This is a genomic window from Paenibacillus durus ATCC 35681, assembly GCF_000993825.1.
Taxonomy (GTDB): Bacteria; Bacillota; Bacilli; order Paenibacillales; family Paenibacillaceae; genus Paenibacillus_AQ; species Paenibacillus_AQ durus_B.
Window position 1 is genome coordinate 3,885,773 of sequence record NZ_CP011114.1, and the last position, 25,563, is coordinate 3,911,335.

Annotated in this window: 19 protein-coding genes; 2 read left to right on the plus strand and 17 right to left on the minus strand. The window is 53.3% G+C overall.

Features of this window, described 5'->3' with window-relative positions; genetic code table 11:
• Window position 1: 1 nt before the first annotated feature.
• From VK70_RS18110 to kdpA, 11 genes are all read right to left on the minus strand, one after another.
• Window positions 2–991: a carbohydrate ABC transporter permease gene (locus VK70_RS18110; RefSeq protein ID WP_025694658.1), complete on the minus strand. Its 990-nt coding sequence runs from the start codon at window positions 989–991 to the stop codon at window positions 2–4.
• Entirely contained in the window at window positions 981–3,431 is a 2,451-nt protein-coding gene (locus VK70_RS18115) for an extracellular solute-binding protein (RefSeq protein ID WP_051505007.1), read from the minus strand. Before VK70_RS18115 ends, VK70_RS18110 begins: the two co-directional genes overlap by 11 nt.
• Window positions 3,385–3,963, minus strand: a complete 579-nt coding sequence (locus tag VK70_RS28400) for a carbohydrate-binding protein (RefSeq protein ID WP_052756015.1) — start codon at window positions 3,961–3,963, stop codon at window positions 3,385–3,387. The genes VK70_RS18115 and VK70_RS28400 overlap by 47 nt, the downstream gene beginning before the upstream one ends.
• Window positions 3,964–3,978: 15 nt before the next feature.
• Window positions 3,979–5,091: an ABC transporter ATP-binding protein gene (locus VK70_RS18120; protein ID WP_025693838.1), complete on the minus strand. Its 1,113-nt coding sequence runs from the start codon at window positions 5,089–5,091 to the stop codon at window positions 3,979–3,981.
• A gap of 435 nt (window positions 5,092–5,526) precedes the next feature.
• Complete coding sequence (locus VK70_RS18125; protein WP_025693839.1) at window positions 5,527–6,903, minus strand: sensor histidine kinase; 1,377 nt, start codon at window positions 6,901–6,903, stop codon at window positions 5,527–5,529.
• Window positions 6,900–7,601, minus strand: coding sequence for a response regulator transcription factor (locus VK70_RS18130; RefSeq protein ID WP_025693840.1), 702 nt, complete (start codon window positions 7,599–7,601; stop codon window positions 6,900–6,902). Before VK70_RS18130 ends, VK70_RS18125 begins: the two co-directional genes overlap by 4 nt.
• A 371-nt stretch (window positions 7,602–7,972) precedes the next feature.
• Window positions 7,973–8,674, minus strand: a complete 702-nt coding sequence (locus VK70_RS18135) for a response regulator (protein ID WP_025692879.1) — start codon at window positions 8,672–8,674, stop codon at window positions 7,973–7,975.
• Window positions 8,637–11,369 (minus strand): sensor histidine kinase, encoded by a 2,733-nt coding sequence (locus VK70_RS18140; protein WP_046723612.1) that lies wholly within the window; start codon window positions 11,367–11,369, stop codon window positions 8,637–8,639. Before VK70_RS18140 ends, VK70_RS18135 begins: the two co-directional genes overlap by 38 nt.
• 128 nt (window positions 11,370–11,497) lie before the next feature.
• Window positions 11,498–12,058: a K(+)-transporting ATPase subunit C gene (gene kdpC, locus VK70_RS18145; protein WP_025700144.1), complete on the minus strand. Its 561-nt coding sequence runs from the start codon at window positions 12,056–12,058 to the stop codon at window positions 11,498–11,500.
• 11 nt (window positions 12,059–12,069) lie between these two features.
• Window positions 12,070–14,127 carry a potassium-transporting ATPase subunit KdpB gene (kdpB, locus tag VK70_RS18150; protein ID WP_046723613.1) on the minus strand — a complete coding sequence of 686 codons (2,058 nt, stop codon included), beginning with the start codon at window positions 14,125–14,127 and terminating at the stop codon, window positions 12,070–12,072.
• Between the two features lie 18 nt (window positions 14,128–14,145).
• Window positions 14,146–15,840, minus strand: coding sequence for a potassium-transporting ATPase subunit KdpA (gene kdpA / locus VK70_RS18155; RefSeq protein WP_046723614.1), 1,695 nt, complete (start codon window positions 15,838–15,840; stop codon window positions 14,146–14,148).
• 543 nt (window positions 15,841–16,383) lie between these two features.
• Here kdpA and VK70_RS18160 point away from each other — a divergent pair.
• Window positions 16,384–17,055 (plus strand): DUF559 domain-containing protein, encoded by a 672-nt coding sequence (locus VK70_RS18160; RefSeq protein ID WP_025697855.1) that lies wholly within the window; start codon window positions 16,384–16,386, stop codon window positions 17,053–17,055.
• 318 nt (window positions 17,056–17,373) lie between these two features.
• Here VK70_RS18160 and yunB read toward each other — a convergent pair whose 3' ends face one another.
• The 3 genes from yunB to VK70_RS18175 all read right to left on the minus strand — a co-directional run bounded on the left by yunB (window position 17,374) and on the right by VK70_RS18175 (window position 20,469).
• Window positions 17,374–18,546 carry a sporulation protein YunB gene (gene yunB, locus VK70_RS18165; protein WP_082210245.1) on the minus strand — a complete coding sequence of 391 codons (1,173 nt, stop codon included), beginning with the start codon at window positions 18,544–18,546 and terminating at the stop codon, window positions 17,374–17,376.
• 133 nt (window positions 18,547–18,679) lie between these two features.
• Window positions 18,680–19,291, minus strand: a complete 612-nt coding sequence (locus tag VK70_RS18170; RefSeq protein WP_025699574.1) for a TVP38/TMEM64 family protein — start codon at window positions 19,289–19,291, stop codon at window positions 18,680–18,682.
• 275 nt (window positions 19,292–19,566) lie between these two features.
• On the minus strand, window positions 19,567–20,469 hold the full coding sequence (locus VK70_RS18175; protein WP_025699576.1) for an AraC family transcriptional regulator: 903 nt from the start codon (window positions 20,467–20,469) through the stop codon (window positions 19,567–19,569).
• Between the two features lie 221 nt (window positions 20,470–20,690).
• Here VK70_RS18175 and VK70_RS18180 point away from each other — a divergent pair, with 221 nt between their 5' ends.
• Entirely contained in the window at window positions 20,691–21,488 is a 798-nt protein-coding gene (locus VK70_RS18180; RefSeq protein WP_046723615.1) for an SDR family NAD(P)-dependent oxidoreductase, read from the plus strand.
• A 903-nt stretch (window positions 21,489–22,391) separates the two neighbouring features.
• Here VK70_RS18180 and VK70_RS18190 read toward each other — a convergent pair.
• From VK70_RS18190 to VK70_RS18200, 3 genes are read right to left on the minus strand one after another with little or no spacing between them, the layout of a single operon-like run.
• Window positions 22,392–23,273: a glycine betaine ABC transporter substrate-binding protein gene (locus tag VK70_RS18190; RefSeq protein WP_025697892.1), complete on the minus strand. Its 882-nt coding sequence runs from the start codon at window positions 23,271–23,273 to the stop codon at window positions 22,392–22,394.
• Window positions 23,274–23,293: 20 nt separating this feature from the next.
• Entirely contained in the window at window positions 23,294–24,127 is an 834-nt protein-coding gene (locus VK70_RS18195) for an ABC transporter permease (RefSeq protein ID WP_025697894.1), read from the minus strand.
• Window positions 24,127–25,323, minus strand: a complete 1,197-nt coding sequence (locus tag VK70_RS18200) for a quaternary amine ABC transporter ATP-binding protein (RefSeq protein ID WP_025697896.1) — start codon at window positions 25,321–25,323, stop codon at window positions 24,127–24,129. Before VK70_RS18200 ends, VK70_RS18195 begins: the two co-directional genes overlap by 1 nt.
• Window positions 25,324–25,563 lie beyond the last annotated feature (240 nt).

Sequence of the window (25,563 nt, forward strand, 5' to 3'; positions counted from 1 at the left end):
GTTATTCTCCCTCCTTTGGTCCGAGCAGGGACCATACCATTCTGCTGAACAGAATCGTAATGCCCAGCAGCACGATCGAAATTGAGCACGCATAGCCAAGCTCCAGACGAGTAAATGCGTAATCCCGGATATGGTCGTTGAACAATTGCCCCGCATAATTCGGCGTCGGACTGAGACCGGACAAGTCCGTACCGATCTGGCCGGATTTGAGCGTGTTGGCAATCGCCATGACGGCGGCAAACAGCATTTGCGGCTTCATCATCGGAATCGTAATGTACCAGATTTCCTGAAGCCGGCTTCCCATACCGTCGATTTTGGCCGCTTCATACAGCTGCCGGTCGATATTCAGAATGCCGGCCAGAATGGCGAGGAAGCCCAGTCCCATGCTCGCCCACGTTGTGACGATAATCATGACCGGCATCAAATAATCGGGGTCGATTGTAAACGGAATCGGCTGCTGGATAATATTCCATTTCAACAGGAGATTGTTCAAGTAGCCGGTGCGGTCGCCGGTGAAGAGAACCTGCCACACGACGACGACCGCTACCCCGCCGGTCAGCGAGGGCGCATAGATGGCCAGCGCGTACCAGTTGCGAAGCGCCCCCGGGAGCTGGGCGATCAGCCAAGCGAGCAGAAAAGCCAGCACATAGCCGACAGGCCCGACAAACAGCGCGAACTTGAACGAATTCGGTATAACATGCTTCAGAAAGATGACGTCCTGGGATAACAGATTCTGATAATTCAGCCATCCGTTCCATTTCGGGAATTCAATCGAGTTGAAATACGTAAAGCTGAGCACAACACCCGACAACACCGGGATCATGATGAACAGTGTAAATACGATCAGAAACGGCGCCATAAACAGGTAAGACAACCGATACTTCCATATCTGCCGGAATGTCCTCTTGAGCGCCGGCTGCAGTTTGGATGTCATCTTGGATTGCCGCCCGGCAACCGGATGATTCAATAATTCTTGTACGCTATCGGACAATCTGACCGACTCCTTTCCACGGCGAGTTGACTTGCGGAAGATCCAGCGTTACGTTCCCTTCACCGCCTTCGCCGATGAGGTTGAACTCGGTCAGCTTGCGCTTAAGCTCGCGGTTAATTTCCTTAATGGATTGCTCCAGCGACATTCTCGGGCTGTCTCCGCTCACAACGACACGGTTCCAGGCGAACTGTAATTCCCGGTCCAGCATATAGCCGCCCGGAACACTCGGAATTTCCTCCGTCCATTTCCACTGCTCCAGAATGACGTTCAAGTCTTCTTCCTTCCACGGCAGACTGGCAAAAGCCTGAATGTTCGAGGAGTTCCAGCGGAACTGTTCTCCGTAATACTGCTCCAGATTCAACCCGAATTCAGTCTGTACCGCAGGGGACATATACCACCTCAGGAACTCCCACGCCTGCTGCTGCCGTTCGGTTGATTTCGTTTTGAACAGCATCGCATTCGACGGGTTGGAGCCGCCGGACCATCTTTCGATCGTACCGTCAGCCGCCTTCGTTCCCGGGATCGGGGCGATTCCCCAGTTGCCCGCAATTTCGGGCGCCGCCACCAGAAGCTGCATGTACTGGTTGAAATCCGAAATGCCCATCGGCATGTCGCCCCGCCTGAAGTTGTTGTAGAAGCTCTGCACGACGCGATCAAGACCTTGCACCGTATAGAAGTCGGTCCACATCTTGAACGCCTTGAACGCCTCGGGACTGTTCAGCCCGGTCTCAAGCCCGTTTGGGGCATACAAATTCACGTGATTCTGGAAGAAGATCGCCGTAAAGTCCTTCGGGTCCATGTAGAAGCTGTACTGGTTCTGCATCAATGTCGGAAGCGCCTCAAGCACATCATCCCATGTATCAGGAACGTCCAAATTCAAGCTCTTCAGAATATCTTTGCGATAAAACAGTACCTTGAAGTTAATCGTCTCCGGCACGGCATAATAGCCTCCCTTCCAATAGAAAGGCTGAAGCACCCCCGGGCTGAATTGCGTAAAAAACTGGTCCGCTCCGGGCATTTCGCTTAAGTTAAGCGTTGCATTTCGGAGCGCCATATCAAAGGGAAGCCCCTGCGGCACGCCCAATGCAACATCGGGCATAATCCCCGCGGCATTGGCCATCGTCAGCACATCCGCATTTTGAATGAGATTGACCTTGACCTTAATGCCCGTCTCCGGTGTGAACTGCTGATCGGCCAAACTTTGCAGTTCATCGATGTAGTCCCTTCCCATCATCATCCACACATTCAGTTCCCCGGTCTCATTGTCCAGCTTCTCGCGGTTCTTGAACGAAGCGGCGAGCGAGGTGAAGCTGCCCCGGACGTTCTCGAAGAAGCTCGATTTCATGCGCGGCAGCTTGCTATCTGCTTCGGCAACGTATATTTTGTCAAGCAGCAAGGAGCTGTTCTTTAAGGTAGGCACAATGGCGTCGATCGACTGCTGAATGGCGGCAATGCGGGTTTGCGAATTCGGAATGCTGTCCGGCTTCTTGAGCAGACTATCCAAATCCTTGATACTGTTGCGGAACGCCTGCGTCACATCGTTCGTCAGCGGATTGATGCTCTTCATCTCCGCCGCAAGACGGATAAATTGCTGCTCAAGCGCCTGCAGCCGTTCGGTCATTCCCGGCATATCGCGGCTTACGTCCCAGACGCGGTATTTGTCTTCCCGGTTGCCCGTAATCGTACGGATTTCCAGCAAAATGTTCCGCACTTCATGCGACGTTTGCTCAATCCCCATAATAATTGGCATATAAGGAGCGTACGTCGCCTCCATCGTCAGCATGTGCGTTCCCTTCGTCAAATAAAATTCAAACGGCTTCCCTTGCCCGTCCGACAGCGTTACCCCTTTGAACTCGGAGTTGTAAGGAAACTTGTAGCTGAGCAGCTCCTGGAATGGAACTTGACCGTCGATGGAAATCGTGCGGAATACCGCCTGGTTTTTCTTGTTGGACGCTTTGGCCCGCAGCGCGATTTTGTACAGCCCGTCCTCGGGTACATCCAGCGTCCACGATACGGCTTGGCCACCGGTTGACCAGTTGAAGCCTCCTAGCGCATTCATCGCCACTTTGGACATCGATTCCGGCGTCGTAAGCGGATCGCGATTATACTGGTTAAGGATGGAGGTCGAATTTTTCTGCGCGTACTTCTCGGCCTCAAGTTCAATCAGCGTTCCCTTGGCCGCCTGCGAAGGCGGATAGGACGCCCGGACCTGGCTGTAAGCCGGAACCGTCAAGGCGGGCCGGAGCGTAATCGATTCAAGCGCGGCCGTCTCTTTCAGCGCTCCAATGCGCAGTATATTGGCCCCTTGCTTGAATTTCCATACAAACGGCGTCGCATAGGCGCCGCCTTCGGACAGCTTCTTCGTCTTCCAGCCTGAAATCTCCTCAGCTTTGCTACGCGTGACAATGGCCTCCGGCGCATTTCTGTCCTTGCTGAGCATCCTCGAACTCCCGCTCGAACAGCAGCGAACGCGCTTCGCGGAACTGGAACCCGCCGTTGATTTGCAGCGACAGCGCCAGCGGCTGGCGTCCTCCGCCTTCCTCTCCCGGCAGCGGATAATATTGAAGCGCCAGCTCATACAGCCCGGCCTGCGGCACGTCAACGTTGTACTCCACCCATCCGCGCTGGCTCGTCCACTTGAGCACGTTGTCTTTGCCCGCGTAGGGGCCTGTTATCACGCCTGCATCCGGCGACTTGTTAACCGGATGCGCGGCGGGAATGGCAATGCTTCCGGCTCCGTTCGGCAGGCCCTGTTCCTTCCATGCTGCAAGAGCCTGTGAGAAGTACGGTTCCACCGCCGGGTCGGAGGTGCCGAGTGCGCCGGCGGCGGGAGAGCCCGTCTCCAGGAGTGCGCTCCCGGAACCGGCCGAAACGCCGCTCGGGGCAAACAGCCTGTAGCCGCCCGCTGCGCCGGCAAGCAGCACGCACACTATGATAACAACCCATTTGACCCGCATTTGTTTAATAGCCACATCCAGTTGCACCTCTCATTCGGTCAACAGCATCTCGGTATCCTTGTTAAAAAACAGCGCCTTCTCCATATCTATTGCCATCGTTACCCGTTCGCCTTCTTCACGGAGGCATTGACTGCGTGCGATCAATAATTTGCCGCTGCGGATATCCATATGGTAGAAACGGTCAGACCCGACAAATTCGTTAAACATCGTGAAGCCGGTCATTAAAGAATGGGGATTCGCTTCGATAGCCGCCTCGTCAAAACTGATATGTTCCGCGCGAATCCCCATCGTGATATCCCGGTTGATCAGCCGGCTTTTCCTAAGCCGGGCAGCCTGTCCCGCAGTTAAACGCAATGAACCGCGATTTGTACAAAAATCCAGATACCCGTCATTTTCTCTCAGTTTTCCCTCAATGAAATTCATTGGCAGATTGCCGATAAAGCTGGCGACAAACATATTAACCGGCCGCTCATAGATTCGTTCCGGCGTATCGACTTGTTGAATAACCCCTTTGTTCATGACGACAACCCGATCGCCCATCGTCATCGCTTCGATCTGATCATGCGTCACATAAATCGTCGTAACCCCGATCTTCTTATGAAGCCGGATAATTTCTGATCGCATTTGCACGCGAAGCTTTGCATCAAGATTGGATAGCGGCTCGTCCATCAGAAACACTTCCGGCGTGCGCACGATTGCGCGTCCAAGCGCAACTCTCTGTCTCTGTCCCCCGGAAAGATCGCTTGGCTTCCGGTCCAAAAAACTTTCAATTTCCAGCACCCTCGCCGCCCGTTTAACAGAAAGGTCAATTTCATGTTTCGGAACTTTACGCACCCGAAGACCGAATGCAATGTTCTCATACACGGTCAGATTCGGATAGAGAGCATAATTTTGGAACACCATGGAAATATTCCGGTTTTTGGGGGGCTCATGGTTAACAAGCTTATCGCCAATATAAATTTCACCTTCGGAAATATCCTCAAGTCCCGCGAGCATGCGCAGCGTTGTCGATTTTCCGCATCCGGAGGGCCCTACAAATACGAGAAATTCCTGATCGTTCACGGCAAGATTAAAGTCGTTTACCACAACTTCTTTATACTTCCCATATCGTTTATAAACGTGATTAAACAGAATGCCAGCCATACCGCCAAATCCCTCCGCAAACGCTCAATTCAATGTCCGAGCAGCTTGATTTGCTCCAGTATTGTTTCGCTATATAAAATGAACTTGAGATTTTCCCATTTGGGTATCGTTCGTAACTTCGAGGAATGTTTGGACTTCCGGCCGCTGTTGTTTCCAGATTTCTTGATAATTAACCGCTCTTCGCGGATGAAATCCGGAGACAGCCTATGCTTTCGAAGCGAGCTTTCCTCCGGAAAGCTTTCGGGCGGTCGCTATCGCTCCTACAGTTCCAAACTTCCCCTTCGTTACTCCTTACCCTGATGTCATTTTTTCAAGTTCATTTTATATAATGTAAAAATAGCAAAGCTGGTGTGAATGTAGTGTGAATATTTTGGTTACCCCATTAATTTACTTGGTTATTACGGACACACATTCGTTCGGCAACGACTCAGATCGTCATGATTTCCCCCTGTGTTTTCGTTCGATTCGCGGAATGGACACTACAAACGTCGAGCCTGCGCCAAACCTGCTGTTCACCTCAATGCTTCCCCCATGAGCGTCCACCAATGCTTTTACAATGCTTAGGCCTACTCCCAGACCGCCACTGCTGCGCGAGCGTGATTTATCTACCCGATAAAAGCGGTTAAATATGTACCCCAGATCCTCTTTCTTCATGCCGATCCCGTTATCCAAGCAATAAATGGTAATCGAATCGTCCGATGCGGTAATACCGATCTCAACCTTGCCGCCGGACGGCGAATATTTGAACGCATTCGAGATCAGATTGGACAACACCTGGATCATGCGATCCGGATCGGCTTCCACGATGCACGGCGCATGCAGCGGATGCAAAATAAACGAAATGTCTTTTTCCTTGGCTATAAACAAAAAGCTTTCATACACATCATTCACGAGCTGTGAAAGATTAACCGGCCGCATATTTAATTGAAAGCGGGCCGCTTCGGCCTCTGACAATTTCTGCATATCGTTGACCATCCGGTACAGCCGGTCTATCTCGGCGTATATTTTATTGAAGTTCTCTTCGGATGCGGGGTAAACTCCATCAATGAGCGCTTCCAATCTGGAGAGCACTGAAGTAAGCGGCGTCCGCAGTTCATGCGTCAAATCCTGCATGAGCTGTTTCCTCCATTCTTCCTGACGGTTAAACTCAAGCACCAAATGATTGATCGTATGAACAAGCTGTGCAACCTCGGCGGGCCTCTTCGGCCCAACGATGACATCGCGGCTGCCTGAGACGATGCTCTCCGCCGACCTGCTTACCGGTTTCAACGGTTTTGCCAGTTTACGCGCCAAATAATAGTTGAGCCCCAAAACAAGACAAAGGAAGATTGCGAACAAAAAGTTATTTCTCCGCTTCATGTTTCGTTGAAGCTCGCTAAGAAAGGGGAGCGCGGTATTCCGGCTTAAGTCATAATACGCATGCAGGTTTCCGGTCAGCTGCCCATTGACATACATGGGGATCTGCACGGCAAAAGGCTCGGCGAATGGTTCCCCTGATTGAAAAGAGTCGAACCATAACGTTTCACCATCCGGAGAAAAATAACGCACTTCGGCTGAAAACTGCCGCGCGCTTGCCGCAATCCTTTCGGCTTGCAGGTCCGAGAGCGGTTCTTCCGTCAATTTGTCGCGTATCGTAAATGCCAGCTTATAGCTCTGATCTTCCAGGTACTGTTTTTTGTACTGGGCCAGAGATGAATCGGAAATAGACAACACGGTAAAATAAAACACGATGAAGAGAATCATAGCCAGACAGGAAAAGGCCGCAAACAAAACAAATTCTGTTTTGCTTACGAACCTTTGTTTTGCAATCATATCTCATCATCCGGCCGCAAATTGAATTTATAGCCGGCGCCTATTTTCGTTACGATATACACAGGGTTCTTCGGATCTTCCTCGATCTTTCTTCTTATGTTCTTGATATGCGCATCCGTCGCACGTCCGTCCCCGATTGACCGGTACCCCATCACTTCATACGATAAGTCGTGCCTGCTGTAAATTTTACCGGATTTCTTTACGAGAATGCTGAGCATCTTGAACTCCGTAAGGGTCAGGTTGACCGAATTTCCATTAATGAACACTTCCATCGTGTCGAAGTTGATGACAAACTTGCGGTTATTGAATGACATCAAATTGGAGGTGCCGGCCGTAATCATTCTCATTCTCCTGTTAAAGGCATGGATGCGGGCGATCACTTCTTTCATGCGAAACGGCTTCGTGATGTATTCATCCGCCCCCAGATTGAGCCCGTTGATCGTGTCGCTTTCAAATGCTTTGGAGGTAAGCATAAACAAAGGCACGTTAGAAATTTGCCGCGTACGACGGCACACTTCTTCACCGGGCAATCCGGGAATCATCAAATCGAGAATAATCAGATCCAGCTTATGCGTCTGAACAAGCCTTAACGCTTCAAGCCCGTTTGATAACGTGTAAACCGTCCATCCCTCTTTAACCAAATAGGATTTCAGGACCTCTCGGATAGACTCTTCGTCTTCAACAATTAATATATTCATCGCTGCATTTCACCTCATTTCTTACCTGCTTCTTGCAAGCAACGCAAAAAATTGTTACCGCAAAAGAAATGAAACACCGGACATGCGGAAAGTAACGTTGCGCAATTTCGAATATTTGGAACGGGGGGAGGTGGGGGGCAATATAGGGGATACAAGCGAGTGGCCGCCCATATCAATATTTATTGAAAAGTACGGATATAATATATGATAAATCCAATATAAATACTAGGTTTATTAGATTAAAATGACCTTAACATGACATCGGATTAATTGTCAATCCTAATTATCGAGCCAAATATGAGGGAATGGCCTTGGGTTTTGCTTCCATGACCATTCCTCTTTTCGCGGCGGTTCGCCCGCTCCGGGCAGCTTCACAGATGATCGCCGTCCTTCATCCGGTATCCCACGCCCACCTCCGTGACGATGTATTTAGGCTCCGCCGGATTGGCTTCAATCTTTCTGCGGATATTGGCCATATTCACCCTCAGCGTCTGATTCTCGTTCGTATAAGGCCCCCATATTTCCCGAATCAGAAAATCATGGGTCAGCACCTTCCCGGCATGCCTTGCGAGTAGCGTAATAATCTTATATTCGATTGGCGTAAAATGAATCTCCCGGCCCTCGACGGTTACCGTTCGTTTCTCGTAATCAATCGACATCTGGCCGATGCTGATCTTCTCCTGCGCCGGGCTGCCCTCGCCCTGCCGGTTATGGCGGATGGCGGTCCGGATACGGGCGAGCAGCTCCGAAGTGCCAAAAGGCTTTGTAATATAATCGTCCGCGCCAAGATCGAGCGCCTCCACCTTCTCCCGCTCATGACCGCGCGCCGAGACGACGACGATGGGCATGCTGCTCCACTCACGGACCCGCCGCAGCACCTCAATGCCGTCGATATCCGGCAAGCCGAGATCGAGCAGCATGAGATCGGGATGATGCGAGGCTGCCAAGGAGACGGCTTCCTCCCCTTTATCCGTCCGGAGTACGGCATAGTCGTTCGAGTTCAATACGGTCGAAATATAGGTGCTGATTCCCGCCTCATCCTCGACGACCAGAATCAGGATTTTTCCATTCATCGGATACCTCCTCCAGCGGCAGTATGACGCGGAACACCGCTCCGCCGCTTCGTTTGTTCTCTGCCTCCAGTTTACCCCGGTGGGCTTTAACGATGGACATACAGATGGACAGGCCGATTCCCATTCCCCGCGAGGAATCAGGGCTTCTGCCGCCGGATGCGGCATAGCTGTCGAACAGATGTGGCAGCTCCCGCTCGTCGATGCCCTCCCCGTTGTCGCTCACCTCCAGCACCGCGTTATTGCCTTTTCTCATTAAGGTGACCTCGACCAGCGTATTCTCCCCGGAATGCTTGATCGCATTCTCCACAAGATTGATAATAACCTGCTCGATCAGCGTGCCGTCCATCGGCACCATCAGCAGCTCATCGGGCACCTTGACGTTAATGTTCCGGTCCTTGAACCGGCTTCGGATTCGGCTGATGGCCTCAGCGACAATTTCCTCCGCTGCTTCCGCCGTTTTGCTGACATCGACGCTGCCTTCCTTGATCCGCGTGACCGAAAGCAAATTTTCCACCATTCGGATCAGCCACTGGGAATCTTCCTTAATATGCTGAAGAAGCTGCCCTTTGACCTCCTGGTTCAATGCATCGCCGCTCTCCAGCATCGCCGAGCTTGCCCCAAGTATGCCCGTCAGCGGTGTACGCAGGTCATGCGAGATCGCCCGCAGCAGATTACTGCGCATTTTTTCCTTCTCGGAGTCAAGCAGGATGCGGCGCTGTTCGTCGGACAGGCGCTGCCGCTCGAGTGCCATCGCCACCTGAGAGGCGATCATCCGCAAGAATGACCGTTGGCCGGGTCCCAGCAAAGCCCCACCAAAGCAGGAGATGCCGATGACGCCCAGCACGCGGCTCTGGGAAATGACCGGCATATAAAATCCGCCTGCGCCCTGCAGCGTATCCGTTCCCGCTCCGGCGCGCTTCTGGTTGGCGAACACCCAATGAGCCACCGCCGCCTCCTCGGAGGTTTGCAGGAGGGAAGCATCCTCGCCTTCTACCGCCAGCAGGCTTCCTGCCTTTCCGTCCGCCGGATCGCTCGTATAAAAAATAACGGAACGGCCAAACAGCTTAACGATATAGCTGCTTGTCAGCGTAACGATCTGCTCCAACTCGCGGGTAATCAGCAGCTTTTTATTGATTTCGTACAGCACCTCGGTCCGCCGCTCCCGCTCCACCGCCACGCGCGTCTGCATCCGGTTGCGAACCGTCAACGCGCTGGTTGTCAGGGCCACGACGAGCATTATCGCGAATGTCAGCGGATACCCCGCTTGAACCGCCGAGAATGAAAAATACGGATAAGTGAACAGAAAGTTGAACATTAAGACGCTGAGCACGGAAGCGGCCACGCCGTAGGCATAGCCGGTCGTGATCCGCGAGATAATCAGCACCGATAAAATATAGACCATGATAATATTCTGGTCGCCGACATCAATCCTGTGCAGCCCGAAAGAACAAAGGGTAGCCGCGGCCAGAATGCCCAGCGCCTTCAGCGTGTCAGCCCGGGAAAAATACAAGCGGTCGGCTGGCAAGCGGACTTTCGGCTTTCGGTACGGCTTCAGCGCGGCGCTGTCGGGAATGATATGAATTTCCGTCTGAGGCAGCCTCGACAGCAGCTTATCCTCCAGGGCCATCTCAAACCGGCGGCCGAAGCGCTTCTTGGTCCGGCTCTTACCAATGACGATATTCGTAATATCCGACAGCTTGGCGTATTCCGTTATGGAGGAAGCCACATCGTATCCGCTCAACGTAACAACCTCGGCGCCAAGCCGCTCCGCAAGCTCCATATTATCGCGGATGCTCTTATCCGGGAAGCCGCCCCCTTGTTCGGTGTCCGCGCGTTCCACATAGACCGCCGTCCATGGGGCGTGAAACGCTTCGGCCGTACGGGCCGTCCACCGGATACACTTGGCGGAGGTTGGCGACGGGCTGATGCAGACCAGCCATTTGATGCCCGCAGACTTCCCGGGAGTCCGGCGCTCGGACAAATTGTCGTGGCTGATCCGGTCCGCCGCCTTCCTCATTGCGATTTCACGCAGCAGTCTAAGATTGCTATTGGTGAAAAAATGATCCATCGCCGCCGCCGCACGCTCGGGGCGATAGATTTTACCCTCGGTAAAGCGTTTGAGCAGCTCATCCGGGTCGATATCGATCAGCTTGACCTTGTCCGCGCCGTCAAACACATAATCGGGAATCGTCTCCCGCACAACGATCTTTGTAATTCCCTGGACCACATCGTTCAAGCTCTCGATATGCTGGACGTTAACCGTTGTATATACGTCGATTCCCGCCTGAAGCAGCTCCTCAATATCCTGGTAGCGCTTCTTGTTCCGCACGCCGTCCGCATTGGAATGCGCAAGCTCGTCAACGAGGATAAGCTCCGGCTTACGCTCCAGCGCCTGATCCAGATCGAACTCGCGCAGACGGATATGCTTATGTTCCACGACTTTGGGGGGCAGCGTCGGGAGCCCTTCGAGCAACTGCAGCGTTTCCGGGCGGGTATGGGGCTCAACATATCCGACCAGCACGTCGACCCCGCGCTGCAATTGCTCCCTGGCATCGTCCAGCATGGCGTACGTCTTCCCGACACCGGCGGCATAACCGAAGAAGATTTTGAGCTTGCCGGTCCTTGTGCCCGGCTCGGAAGGCATATCCTTCAACAGTTCATCGGGGTCCGGGCGTTCGTCCTGATAAGATAACATGGTACACCGCCTTTAGAAGAAACGGCTGCGCCGTCCTCTAAAAGAGGACGGCATACGGATAGAGGCCTTCACCGTTTCCCGCAGATTTTAGAAGAGCCGCAGGCTTTAAGCTGCCCTCGTCAATCAGATCAGAGCAGACCGTCCAGCGCCAGATTAACCTTCAGCACATTTACCGCCGGTTCGCCAAAGACGCCGAGAAAGCGGGCCGTTGTATACTTGTCGATCATTTCATTCACCGTCTTCACGGGGATGCCTCTTGCCCGGGCGATGCGGGCGGCCTGATACTTAGCGGCTGCCGGCGACAGGTTGGGATCGACGCCGCTGCCGGACGCGGTCACAAGTTCGGCGGGAATATCCTGCTTATTCACCGGGTCGAGACTGCCCCACCAGGCCGCTCTCTCCCGAACCTTGCCCTGCTGCTCGCCGCTTGTCGGCGACAGGTTGCTGACGCCCATCGGTCTGCCGATTAAATACCGGACTTCCGTGAAGGGCTGACCGATCAGCGCCGAGCCCAACGTACGGGAGGCGCCGTCTTTTAATTTTACCGTGATCAGACTGCCGTTCGCCTGGCTTGGCATAAGCGACTGAGACAAAGCCGTAATGACTCCAGGATAAATTATACCGCATAGCACGGTCATAACAATGAAGCTTAACAGGGCGGGACGCAATATTTTGAAGCTGCGTTTCATATTCATTCACCTCATGCGAGACCGCAAGCGGTCAGAAGTAGATCAATCAGCTTAATGGCGGCGAACGGCGCGGCTATACCTCCGAGACCGTAGATCCAAATATTTCGTTGCAGCAGTTTCCGGGCGGGCATTTCCTTGTACTTGACCCCTTTGAGGGAAAGGGGAATAAGCAGGATGATAATAACCGCATTATAGATAATGGCTGATAAAATGGAGCTTTTAGCGCTGCTAAGCCCCATGACGTTCAGCGCCGTAAGCTGCGGATAGATGCCGAAGAACAGCACGGGAATAATGGCAAAATATTTGGCGACGTCATTGGCTACGCTGAAGGTGGTCAGCGCCCCCCGGGTCATGAGAAGCTGCTTGCCTATCCGCACAATCTCAATCAGCTTGGTCGGATTGGAATCGAGATCGACCATATTCCCGGCCTCCTTGGCCGCCTGCGTTCCCGTATTCATGGCAACCGCGACATCCGCCTGGGCGAGCGCTGGCGCATCGTTGGTTCCATCCCCGGTCATTGCCACCAGATGGCCCTTGGACTGATAATCGCGGATCAGCGCAAGCTTCGCTTCCGGCGTAGCCTCGGCCAGAAAATCATCCACGCCCGCCTCGGCTGCGATGGCGGCGGCCGTCATCGGATTGTCGCCGGTAATCATGATCGTCTTGATGCCCATCTTCCGCAGGTCGTCAAAGCGTTCTTTGACGCCGTTCTTGACGATGTCCTTCAAATGAACGACGCCGAGCACCCTGCCGTTCCGGGCCACAACCAGCGGAGTGCCTCCGGCGGTCGCCACCTGTTTTACAATCTCTTCACATTCCTGCGGGTAAACCCCGCCTTTCGCTTGAACGTAAGCCTTGACGGCGTCCGCCGCCCCTTTGCGAATCTCACTGCCCTGGTAATCGATGCCGCTCATTCTCGTCTTGGCCGTGAACTCCACGAATGTCGCGTTAAGCTTCGCCAAATCCCGGCCCCGTATGCCGAATCTCTCCTTAGCCAGAATGACGATGCTCCGTCCTTCCGGCGTCTCGTCCGCGAGCGAGGAAAGCTGGGCCGAATCGGCCAGCTCCTCTTCGGTCACGCCGGGGACCGGGATGAATTCGCTGGCCTGCCGGTTGCCAAGCGTAATCGTGCCCGTCTTGTCAAGCAGCAGCACGTCGACGTCACCGGCCGCTTCAATCGCCCGGCCGCTCATCGCCAGCACATTGGCCCGGTTCAACCGGCTCATGCCCGCGATCCCGATGGACGACAGCAGCGCGCCAATCGTGGTCGGCGCCAGACAAACGAGCAGCGCGATGATGTTGGTCAGCGATACGGGCGCGCCCGTTCCCGCCTGGCGGCTGGCGAAGGATGAGAACGGCAGCAGGGAAGCGCAGACGACCAGGAATATGATCGTCAAGCTGACGAGCAGGATTTGCAAGGCGATTTCATTCGGTGTTTTTTTGCGGGAGGCGCCTTCGACCATGGCGATCATTTTGTCCAGAAAGCTGTTCCCCGCTTCCGCCGTCACCCGGATGATGAGCCAGTCGGACACGACCGTCGTTCCGCCGGTTACCGCGCTGCGGTCGCCCCCGGATTCACGGATAACAGGCGCGGATTCGCCGGTGATCGCGCTCTCGTCAACCGAAGCCGCTCCCTCAATGACCTCACCGTCCATTGGAATTTGCTCCCCGGCTTCCACCAAGACGATATCGCCTTTCAGCAGCTTGTCGGACAGCACCTCCGTATATTCTTCGCGGTTTGCGGCGGACTTCAATTTCTTGGCTTTGACCTCTTTCCTTGCGCTGCGCAGGCTGTCTGCCTGCGCCCGGCCTCTCCCTTCCGCGATCGCCTCGGCAAAATTGGCGAACAGGACGGTAAACCAGAGAATCAGCGCAATCGCCAGCGTGTACCCGGCGGCTTCATCCCGAATCCCGGCAAAAGCCAGCAGATACAACAGTGTTGTAAACCAGGCTCCGGCGTAAACGACCAGCATCACCGGGTTTTTCACCTGAATGCGCGGCGACAGCTTCACGAAGGATTGACGGAGCGCATCATATAAAATAGACGGTTGTTTATTATTTTCTCCCATTGTTATCACACCTCTATATCAGCTTAAACCGCGGTTCGTAAAGTAATCGGCAATCGGTCCGAGTGCAAGTGCAGGCAAAAAACTGAGCGCGCCGATCAGCAAAATGATCGCAATCAGCAAAAAGGCAAACATTGCGCTGCTCGTGGACAGCGTGCCTTCGCCCGCCGCCACACTTTTCTTGCCGGACAGGCTGCCCGCCAGATAGATCACTCCCACCATCGGAATGTAGCGCACCATCAGCATAACGAGCCCGCCGACGATGTTGGTGAACGCATTATTCGCCGCATAGCCGCCGAAGGCGCTGCCGTTGTTGTTCCCAAGCGAAGTGAAGGCATACAGGATTTCCGAAAAGCCATGCGCGCCCGAATTGGTCAGCCACGTTCCTGCCTGCGGCATCAGCACGGCGGCTGCGGTTCCAAACAGCGTCAGCAGCGGCGGCGCCAGCACGATCAGGCAGACCATTTTCATCTCGAACGGCGCAATTTTTTTGCCCAGATACTCCGGCGTCCGCCCGACCATCAGCCCCGCGATAAATACGGTCAGAATCACGAAGGCGAGCATGCCGTACAGCCCGCTGCCCACGCCGCCGAACACGATTTCTCCCAGCTGCATCAGGAACAGCAGCAAGCCGCCCGCCAGCGGAGTAAAGCTGTCGTGCATCGCATTGACCGATCCGTTGGATGCCGCCGTAGTCGCCGCCGCCCAGAGTGCCGACGTTCCGACGCCGTGAACAACTTCTTTTCCCTCCATATTCCCTGAAGAGGCTACCCCATGTATCAAGGGCGCTCCGTACCATTCGCTGGCCGTAATTCCAACAAGACACAGGATGAACAGAATCAGCATTGCCGCGTAAATGACACGGCCCTGTCCCCGGTCCTTGACCGCCCTCCCGAACGACACGCATAACGAGGCGGGAATCAGCAAAATGGACAGCAGTTGAAGCAGGTTGGAGAACGCGGTCGGATTCTCAAGCGGAAACGCCGAGTTCATTCCGAAAAAGCCGCCGCCGTTCGTGCCGAGCTGCTTAATGGCGATCTGGCTTGCCGCCGGACCAAGCGGCACGATGCTTGCGGCACTGTTCTCCAGGTTCGTAACATGCGCATAAGGGGAGAGAGTCTGCACAACCCCTTGAGATACCAGCAGCAGCGCAAGGATAGCGGAAAGCGGAATCAGCACGTAGATATGAATGCGGACCATGTCTTTCCAGAAGTTCCCGACCGTCCCTTGAGATTTGCGGATAAAGCCCCGGATGAGAGCGAACAGCACCGCGATGCCCATCCCGGCAGACACAAAATTTTGCACCGTGAGCCCCAAGCTCTGTGTCAGATACGACAAAGCCGACTCGCCGGAATACGCCTGCCAGTTCGTATTGGTAACGAAGCTGACCGCCGTGTTGAACGCCAGATCCCAGCTCATGGCCTTCTGATGCTCCGGATTAAGCGGAAGCAGGCCCTGCGCCATCAGAAGCAGGAACAAAGCGATCAGACCGATTCCGCTAAAAATAAGCACCGCGCCCGTATATTGGCCCGGGCTCATATCATCGTCCTCTCTAACCCCGATGATCCGGTAAATCCCCCGCTCCACCGGCTGCATAACTCGGGACAAGAATACCTTTTCTCCCATCATCACCTTGTAAATATACACGCCGAGCGGAACGGACAGCCCCACTAGCAGTACGAGAAACAGCAGATCCTGAAGCATCGCCTCTCTCATTTCCCATCACCCCAGAATAAGACATAGAGCAAATACCCAAACATTGCGGCTGCGGCCAGCCCTGCGATTATCACTACCGTCGCCATTTCCGCTCCTCCATTTCGCTTCTCTTTACGAGTTTCATATTACCAGCGGGCGTATAAATACAGTGTTAAGAAACCCGGACGCCGTATAAAGATTTCGTTAAGACTTGGCGGATCGGATCGTCGCGCCGCCAGAGGGTATCGTAGATACCAGTCCTCCCGCCTGGTTCACAGCATGCAGCATATCGGCTTTTCGGCCAGTGTGGCCCTCCATTGGTATCTGTGATAGGCGTCTATGATGGGGGATTGCTGTTCATGACTGGGGTATGGGGGGGATTAAACAGCGAGAGCATGTACAACGGTCCTGATCGTGGCCAAACGGCGAAGGTTCACGAGGAAATTCGACACTTCTTCTCCTTTCCGTAATTGCAGAACTGCATTATAATGGGGCTATGACGAAGAACGTCCCGTTTCACTCAACCGAGTGAGCCGGGGCGTTTTTTATTTTGGGGAGGAAAAAATGGACTTTAACGAAGCCTACCAGCAGTTTATTCATTATCATCTTGCACACCGGACAGGAGAACGCCAATCCAGGTTGAAAAGGGGGCATCTGCGCGCTGAATCGCTGTTTCTGGAAAAGGTCTGGTGGCCTTTGATGGGCCATATGAATAATCTGCATCCGGAGTATGAAGTGTTGGATTGGCGGGGCAGGTCTTATTTTGCCGATTTTGCCTGGCTCCCGGGATACACCAAGCTGATTATAGAAATCAAAGGATTTGGCCCGCATGTGCGCGATATGGACCGAATGAAGTATTGCAATGAATTGAACCGGGAGACCTTTCTGCACGCTATGGGATACCAGGTGATTTCCTTTGCCTATGACGATATCGAACAGCGTCCGCAGTTATGCGTCACCTTGCTGCGCATGGTGCTGAGCCGCTACCGGCCATCGGCTGCTCCCGTCTCCAGAGCGGTGCTTGCCGAAAAAGAGGTACTCCGGCTTGCCATTCACGCCGCCAAACCTCTACGGCCGGTGGATGTCGCCCGGCATTTTGAAGTAGACTCCAAGACGGCTGTTCAAATTCTCAAAAAGCTGTGCGCCAAAGGCTTACTGAACCCTGTCCGTCGTGGCAAAAGTGAACGGGCAGTCAGCTATGAACTGTCTAATGGCGTTCTTGACTATTACCTGTAACGGAAATTCTCCGGCTTAATTCTCATATTTCATCCAAAAAAGTACATTAAGGCGGAAAAACTCCAGCTTATTCTTTCCCCTGCCCCGTAAAGTAGACAAAATAGAGAAATAAACAGGAGTTTTTCCAGTTATTCGAAAATTCTAAAGATTTCCGGCTTATAAACGGGAGAAATTCCCGTTCAATAAGGAAATCTTCGGCCGGTCTCCTACCCGCCGCCCGCGTCCGGCTGCGCTGGATACGGCGCACCGCCGCTTCCGGTGACGCCGCTGCCGTTCGCGCCGCTCCCCGCCGGACCGCCCCAGCCGCAGCGCGCCTCTCTACCGACCGCCCGCGTCCGGCTGCGCTGGATACGGCACGCCGCCGCTTCCAGTGACGCCGCTGCCGTTCGCACCGCTCCCCGCCGGACCGCCCGCCGCCGGGCCGCTCTGCGCCCCCGGCCCCTGCGTGCCGCTCCCGCCCTGGACCGCACCGCCGCTAGAGCCCTGCGTGCTTACCCCGCCGCCGGAGGACGGAGCGGGCAGCGCAATACTCGGCGCGCCGGCGCTTCCCTCGCCTACCGGTCTGCCCTGGTTGTCGTAATAATACATCGGGACATCCCCGACGACCATCAGATAAGAGACGGGAATTTCCGTATCGACCACCTGCGGCTCCATATCAAACGGAACGACGACCGCCACCTCGGTTACGATATGGATGTAGACTTCAACCAGGATCATATTGATACCTGCATTCTGCTGGCGGGTATTCAGTTCGACCTTGACCGCGCCCTGCGGCTCGATCTTGATCGGAATATCCGGACCGAAGGAAGCGATCAGCGGACTATCCAGCGCCTGGCCGAGCGGAATATGTTCGGTCTGATTATGCAGGCCGTCCAGGATGGTTTGAATGACCTCCGTCGCCTGCGAAGTAATGCGCATATGCTCCGTATAGTTGAGCATAAAGCCGGAGATTTTGCCTGCGCCGTCCGTCTTCCAGTCGATCAGCTTCTCGGCGCTGCTGCCGCTTGCCACCTGGGAGGCGATGGCCTTGTTAATCGCCTCGGTCGCGACCTGCTTCACCCGGATTTGCGCCAGATGGACGATCGGCGGCGTCAGATGCCGCTCCACATAGCCGAGGCCGAACAGCACGGCGCTGAGCAGCAGCAGGAACGTCAGCAGCCAGAACCTGCGGCGGCTTCGCGGTCTGCGGCGCCGTCCGTCGGCCGCTTGCCCCAGCCGCTCGCCGCTTTCCGGCCGTCTGCTCCAGAAACCCGCAGGGCGCGAAGCCCTGGCGGGTCTGGACTTGAAACGCGCCCCGCCGGAACGCAGCGGCGTCCAGCCCCCATCCCCGAATCCGCTGCTCCCCGAGCTCCGTTTTACAGGACGAAAAATGCCGGAGCCCCCGGACTTGAACGGGCTTTTTCGGACAGGCGGCGTCCAGCTGATCCGCGGCAGGCGCAAGGCGGATGGAAGCTGCAGCCGCCGGTTTCCCCATTTTTTAATTCTGCCCATAGCGCTCTCCCCTCCCGCCACTTCCGGCGGTCAAGCCGCCTTCTACTGTATCGTATTCGCCGCCCGCCCAAAAAAGAAGAACGCTTAATCCGGCGCGGCGCACCGGACAAGCGTTCTATTTTTTAGAGACAAATCAAATCACCCGCTCCCGCTTATCCTCCTGCAGATGGCCCCAATGCTTCCAGATGAAGAGAGCAAGCAGCACGATGATGAACATGGCGTAACCGGTCAGATAAACACCCCATTCCTCTCTCGGAACAATAAGCGAAGAACTGATCGTACCGAACAGCCAGATATAGGACAGATTTCCAAGCGCCGTTCCCCAGATAAAAGCCGGGAGGGGCAGAGGAGACACCGCGGACATAATATTAATCACATTATTGGGAATAATCGGTATCGTCCGGAGCAGCACCAGCGTCCAGATGCCGTAACGGTTCAAATATCGCTGCCATTTGTCATATCGTTTCAGCTTTCTGCCCCATTTCCGGTCAAACCAGTGAAACAAAAATCTCCGGGACAGATAAAATATGAACAGCCCTCCCAGGTTACAGACCAGCCAACTGATCAGCATCCCGCCGATGACATCGAATACCGAGACATGCAGCACGATCAATATAACGAATGGGAAAAATCCGAACAGGCTCTGAAGAAGCGCGAGCGGGATCGTAACCAAGAGTATTGCGGGTCCGCTAAGGCCCAGCACCTGCAGCAGCCCATCAATCCAGGCGTTTACCAAGTCTGTCATGCGTGCTCTCCTCTCACGTACTCCTTACCCAGCAGCCCTGCTTCTGATCATATTCATATATTTTGAAAGAAAACACCCCGTACGGGGTGTTTTTGTAACAAAACTCATTGCAGTCTATCATTTAATGAGTCTTTTTATCATAGCATACTTATTATTTCACTGTAAGATGCTAGCGGCGCATATAAGAAAAATCAATCGTTTTCCCGGTCTGCCGCGTCCATTCCAGAGGAATTTCGTACTCGAAGAGGCGTTTGAACCTCCGCCCAGCAGGGGATTCATACGTTTATTTCCCTCAGGCGCTTTATATCTTGTATAGGTGAAAAACCAAACATTCGGGAATATTCACGGCTGAATTGCGACGGACTTTCATAGCCTACCCGGAATGCGACATCCGCAGCATCTGTTGACTCGGATAATAACAGACGCCGTGCTTCCTGCAGCCTCAGTTGTTTTTGAAACTGAATAGGGCTCATAGCGGTTACCTCTTTAAAGTGTCTATGAAGCGAAGAAACACTCATATTCGCTATTTCCGAAAGCTCCTCAATCCGAAAAGACCTATCATAGTTATGCATGATATGTTCGATAACGTCTCTGATTCGTTTGGTGCTGCTTCCTTCTATTGCAATTTGTTCCAGCATAACCCCATGCTGTCCTTGCAGAACCCTATAGAGAATTTCCTTCGTGATGAGGGGAGCAAGTACCGGGATATCCTTAGGATTGTCTAGCAAACGAACTAGCCTGATTACCGCATCCAACAAAGATAATTCCATCCGGTTGACAAACATACCTCGCTTAGTGTTTTCTTTCGGGTCAACTCGAATTTCAGAATCACTTAAAATTTCTAAGATTTGACCCGGGCTAAATTCGAGTTTGAGAGACAAATACGGAACTTGGGAGGAGGCTTCCATGACTTGTCCGGTAACCGGCAAATCAACGGATGCAACAAGGTAATCGGTAGGACTGTAAATAAAGTGCTCTTGTCCCAGCAATACCTCCTTCACACCCTGAACGACAATGCAAAAGGAAGGATTGTAAACTCCAAAATTTGATCCAGTAACCTTAGATCGACGAGTGAAAAATAAAGACGGAATAGCAGTCGCGTGAACACCGTCCCGGCCTGAATAGCGCTCAATGAGTTTGGCAAGCTCATCCTGCTGTTTATATATTCGTTCAGACATAAGATCCTCCTCGTTCCTCCATCCTTGATAGTTCCATCATAATTCATATTCGTACGTAACGTAAATGATTGTGAGAGGATTAGGCAATCATTTGAGCAAAATGGGATAACGTTCGTCTTTTCATTTGTTGCATAATAAGGATGCCAAAGCTGATCCATAATAGTATTATGATTGCAATATAGGTTAGGGGTCAGTATGCCAAGTGAAAGGGGAAGATTAATATGGGTACACAAGGAAAATATACAGTTATTACCGGAGCAAGCGCTGGTATTGGTTACGCGACAGCTAAGGCTTTCGCAAAACGCAAGAAAAATATCATACTTGTTGCTCGCCGTGAACACAATCTGAACGAACTGAAAAGAGAAATTTTGCAGGAAGCTCCTGAGCTGGATATTGTGATAAAAGCAGTGGATGTATCTGTCAGTGAAAACGTCCATCAACTCTATCGAGAGTTAAATTCGTATCAAATCGAAACATGGATTAATAATGCAGGTTTCGGTAACTATGAGAGTGTGTCCGGTCAAGACTTGGACAAGATTGAAACCATGCTGCGCCTAAACGTGGAAGCCCTAACTATCTTTTCGTCCTTGTATGTACGTGATTATAAAGATGTAGATGGCGCACAATTAATCAATATATCTTCAGCTGGTGGATACACAATCGTGCCAACGGCCGTTACCTACTGTGCTACCAAGTTTTATGTCAGTGCATTTACTGAAGGGTTGGCCCATGAACTGAAAGCCGCCAATGCAAAATTACAAGCTAAAGTATTGGCACCAGCGGCTACCAAAACCGAATTTGGACAAGTGGCCAACAATACGAGCGAGTATGACTATGACAACGTGTTTAGTAAATACCATACAAGCGATGAAATGGCCCATTTTCTTTTGCAACTTTATGACAGCAACATGACTGTTGGCAGAGTTGACAGAGAAGACTTTGAATTCAAACTTAGCGAACCACTTTTTGATTATGCAGGCAATTCCAAGAATAACCAAAAAGTCCAACTGAAAGATTAACACAGCCCACCTGGCCGACGATAATAACCGGCAGCTCGCGTCGCAGGCGGAAAGCATTCTCGTCTCGACCCATCGGGTACCGCATCGTGCAAGCCCGAGGCGATATTGCGCCGCGTCCATTTTGCGGGTGGTGCCACGTTCGCTGGTTCCACCCCATGCCCATCAAGCCAAGATGAAACTATACCCTAATATGGAAAAATGAGCTATCCTTCAAAAAATCAAAATTGGCATTACCGAACCGATCTGGCATCTATCCCCATGTATAAAGAGGAACTGGTGATGCTGCTTCCCAAGAAAGAGGATGTAATGTTTACGGATTCGTATACCGATTACCCCAGACTGTTAGACATAACTTGCTTCTTGTTCTACACGTGCTCTCCGATCCGGAAGCTTACAGATCCTGTACTTATTCAACTGCTGGGAGAGATGCTGAATCTTATCTGCATGGGGCTTGGCTACACCCTCATCCCCAGTTCGTTCATTTATGATACAATGAGTCTTTTTCATTCGTTATACGGATATGGTAACCTGCCCTCCATCTTGTCCCACGAATCCGTTCCTTTTCAAATTCGGCGATTGGGACAGACGGTTCCGGGCAGGATGATTCATGTGGTTTACTCTACTTCCTCTCCGCTGGCGCGACAGCTCCGCACGTTATCGGAGCAATTAGTCCGGCCTTTTTCTGGTAGTGCGGTTCCTGTGAATTAACTTATGTGTTTTTATGGACGCAAGTTCCATCGATACGAGAAGAAAACGGTGTTTGACATCCTGGGTGTGGTCTATGAGGGTCATATTCCGTACAAAAAAGAAGGATGTCCCGCAGCCGGTTCACACGGCTTTTTGGAACATCCCCTTCTATTTAACAGCCTTCCATCTTGTCGCCGGGCATCCCGTCAGACAAGCTTACTCTATACCCTTCGTCCATTCATTCACTTTGTCCGGGTTGGCATCTACCCAAGCCTTGGCCGCTTCCTCCGGAGACTGTCCGCCCTGAATGGCTACCATGACCTTCGCCATATCCTCTGGCGTCCACTGGAACTGGTCCAGGAACCGGTGAACGTCCGGCTGATCGTCATTCAGACCTTTACGGACCAATGTGTGAATCTGTTCATCACTGCCGTATACGCCTTTGGGATCGTTCAGATATTTAAGGTCCATATTTGCGAACATCCAGTGCGGCGTCCAGCCGGTGACGACAATCGGCTTGTTGGCGTCATAGGCCTTTTGCAGCTCCTGCGCCATCGGCGCCGACGAGCTTTCCACCAGCGTATAGCCGTCCAGCTTGTAATCCTTCAGCGCTTTTTCCGTGGCCGACATAATGCCGGCGCCCGGCTCGATGCCGATAATTTTATGGTCCAGCGAATCTGCGACCGCTGTGTCAGTCAGATCTTCAATCGAATCCACTTTCATATAAGCCGGAACCGTCAGTCCAATTTTTGTTCCGTCAAGATTCACGCCCAAATCTTCCAGGTCTTTTCCGTATTTCTCAATATAGGAAGCATGCGTGCTCGGCAGCCAGGCCGCAACCATCGCGTCAGCGCTTCCTCCCGCTACCCCGGCGAACATCGGACCGGCGTCAACCTGAAGCAGCTCAACCGTCTTGTTCAGCTTCGACTCCAGCACTTCCTTGACGACATAGGTGCTGGCAATTTCGGAATCCCAGGCCACGTAAGCCAGCTTGACGGTTTGCGAGCCGCTCCCCGAGGACGAGCAGCCTGCCAGCATAACGGCGGCCAGCAGGAGCAAAGGCAGAGTAATGGACATAATCTTTCGGCGATTTCTCATCTTCATTAATGTAAATCCTCCTATTTATGCTTAATTTTAAGCGCGTTCTGCGTCATGCGGTCCAGCAGGATGGCGAGTACGACAATCGCAAGTCCCGCCTCGAAGCCGGCACCGGTGTTGGCCTGCGACACGGCGCGGTACACATAGGCACCGACTCCCTGCGCGCCGATCATGGACGAGATGACGACCATCGACAAAGACAGCATGATCGTCTGATTGATCCCGGCCATAATGGTCGGCATGGCAATCGGAAGCTGCAGCTTGAACAGCTTTTGTTTCGGTGTCGAGCCGAATGCGTCGGCGGCCTCAACCAGCTCCGCAGAGACCTGGCGGATGCCGAGATTCGTCAGGCGAATCGTCGGCGGAATCGCGAATATAATTGAAGCGATCACACCCGGAACGACGCCCAGCGAGAAAAAAGACACCGCCGGAAGCAAATAGACGAAGGCGGGCATCGTCTGCATGAAGTCCAGAACAGGCGTGACGATATTTTTTACTTTCCCGCTCTGCGCGCATAGAATGCCGATGGGCACGCCGATCAGTACGGCCAGCACGGATGCCGCCAGCACGAGCGCCAATGACTGCATCGATGGCCCCCACAGCCCGAGATTATCGATGAGCAGCAGCCCGATCAGCGCGAACAGCGCAAGCCGCCATTTTCCAATCCAATAAGCAAGCGCCGTTATTAGCAGAATAACAACCAGTGCGGGTAGAAAGGTAAGGAGCGTTTCAATCCCCTCTACCATCCCTCCGATCACGGAATGGATGAAATCAAAGACCGGACCGAAATACAGCGTCAGCCATTCCTCCAGCTTCTCCACCATTCTGCCGAGCGGCAGTTTCGGAATATTCATCAGGCAAGCCCTCCTTCCGGCACCGCGTTGCCCGCAAGGGCGGACAGCACAGCTCCCTTAATCACAATACCTTTCAGCCGGTCATGTTCATCGACCACGGCGAGCGGCAAGTGCGACTCCGCCATAAGCTCGAATAATTCATTCAGCAGCGCCTCAGGTCGAACCTGCGGGATTTCCCGCCGCATCACATCCGCAATCGGCTGCTGCTCTTTAATCGCCCGCGCGGCGTCATCGGCGGTAATCACGCCCAGCAGCTTCATCTCCTTGTCGGCCACATACAGGCTGGACACGCCGCTGTCGCGCATCAGCTGCAGCGCCACGCGCGGTCCGCGTTCGGGCCGGATCATTTCCGGCTGCTTCATCACATGGGCTGCTGTCAGCACCTTCGACAAGTCCACATCCTCCACGAACCGCTCCACATATTTGTTGGCGGGCTGGATCAGAATTTCCTCCGGCGTGCCGATCTGCACAATAACGCCGTCCTTCATCAGGGCGATCCGGTCGCCGATCCGCAGCGCTTCGTCCAAATCATGCGTAATGAAGACAATCGTCTTCTTCACCCGGTCCTGCAGCTCCAGAAGCTCCTGCTGCATATCCTTGCGGATCAGCGGATCAAGCGCGCTGAACGCCTCATCCATCAGCAGAATGTCCGGATCATTCGCAAGGCCCCGGGCCAGCCCGACCCGCTGCTGCATCCCGCCGCTGAGCTGATCGGGACGATGGTTCTCCCAGCCGCCGAGGCCGACCAGCTCCAGCGCCTGCTGCGCCAGCTCTCTGCGTTTCTTTTTATCGACACCTTGCACCTCCAGGCCGTATTCGGCATTCCCGAGCACCGTCCGGTGCGGGAACAAGCCGAATTTCTGGAACACCATACCGATATTTTTGCGGCGGAACTGACGAAGCTCTTCAGGATTCATCTTGACCACATCTCGCCCCCGGAACAAGACTTGCCCCGCCGTTGGATCGATCAGCCGGTTCAGCAGCCGGACAAGCGTCGACTTGCCGCTGCCCGACAAACCCATAATGACGAAAATTTCTCCTTCTTTAATATGAAAATCAGCCTGATTCACTCCAACCGTCAGCTTGGCTTCCTTCGCGATTTTTTCCTTGGACCAGCCCTGCTCCAGCAGCGTAAGCCCTTTGCGGGCGTCCTGACCGAATATTTTCGTAAGCTGCTTCACTTCAAGTATAGGCATATGGACCTCCTTCTCCCGTATTTTTCCGGGTCAATTCACTCGTTATAGTCTAACGGACGACATGAAGGAGAAGCAAAGCGCATATACCGTTATAATTTAACGTACAGTTTTTACTTTACGTACTTTTCATAAAGAATACTCTGTTTTACTCCAAATTCCGTTCCGAACCAGGTTCTTTACTTCATAAGGGGGAGTGATTACAATACACTAGGAGAGATTGTAAAGTTTAAAGCTTCCTGC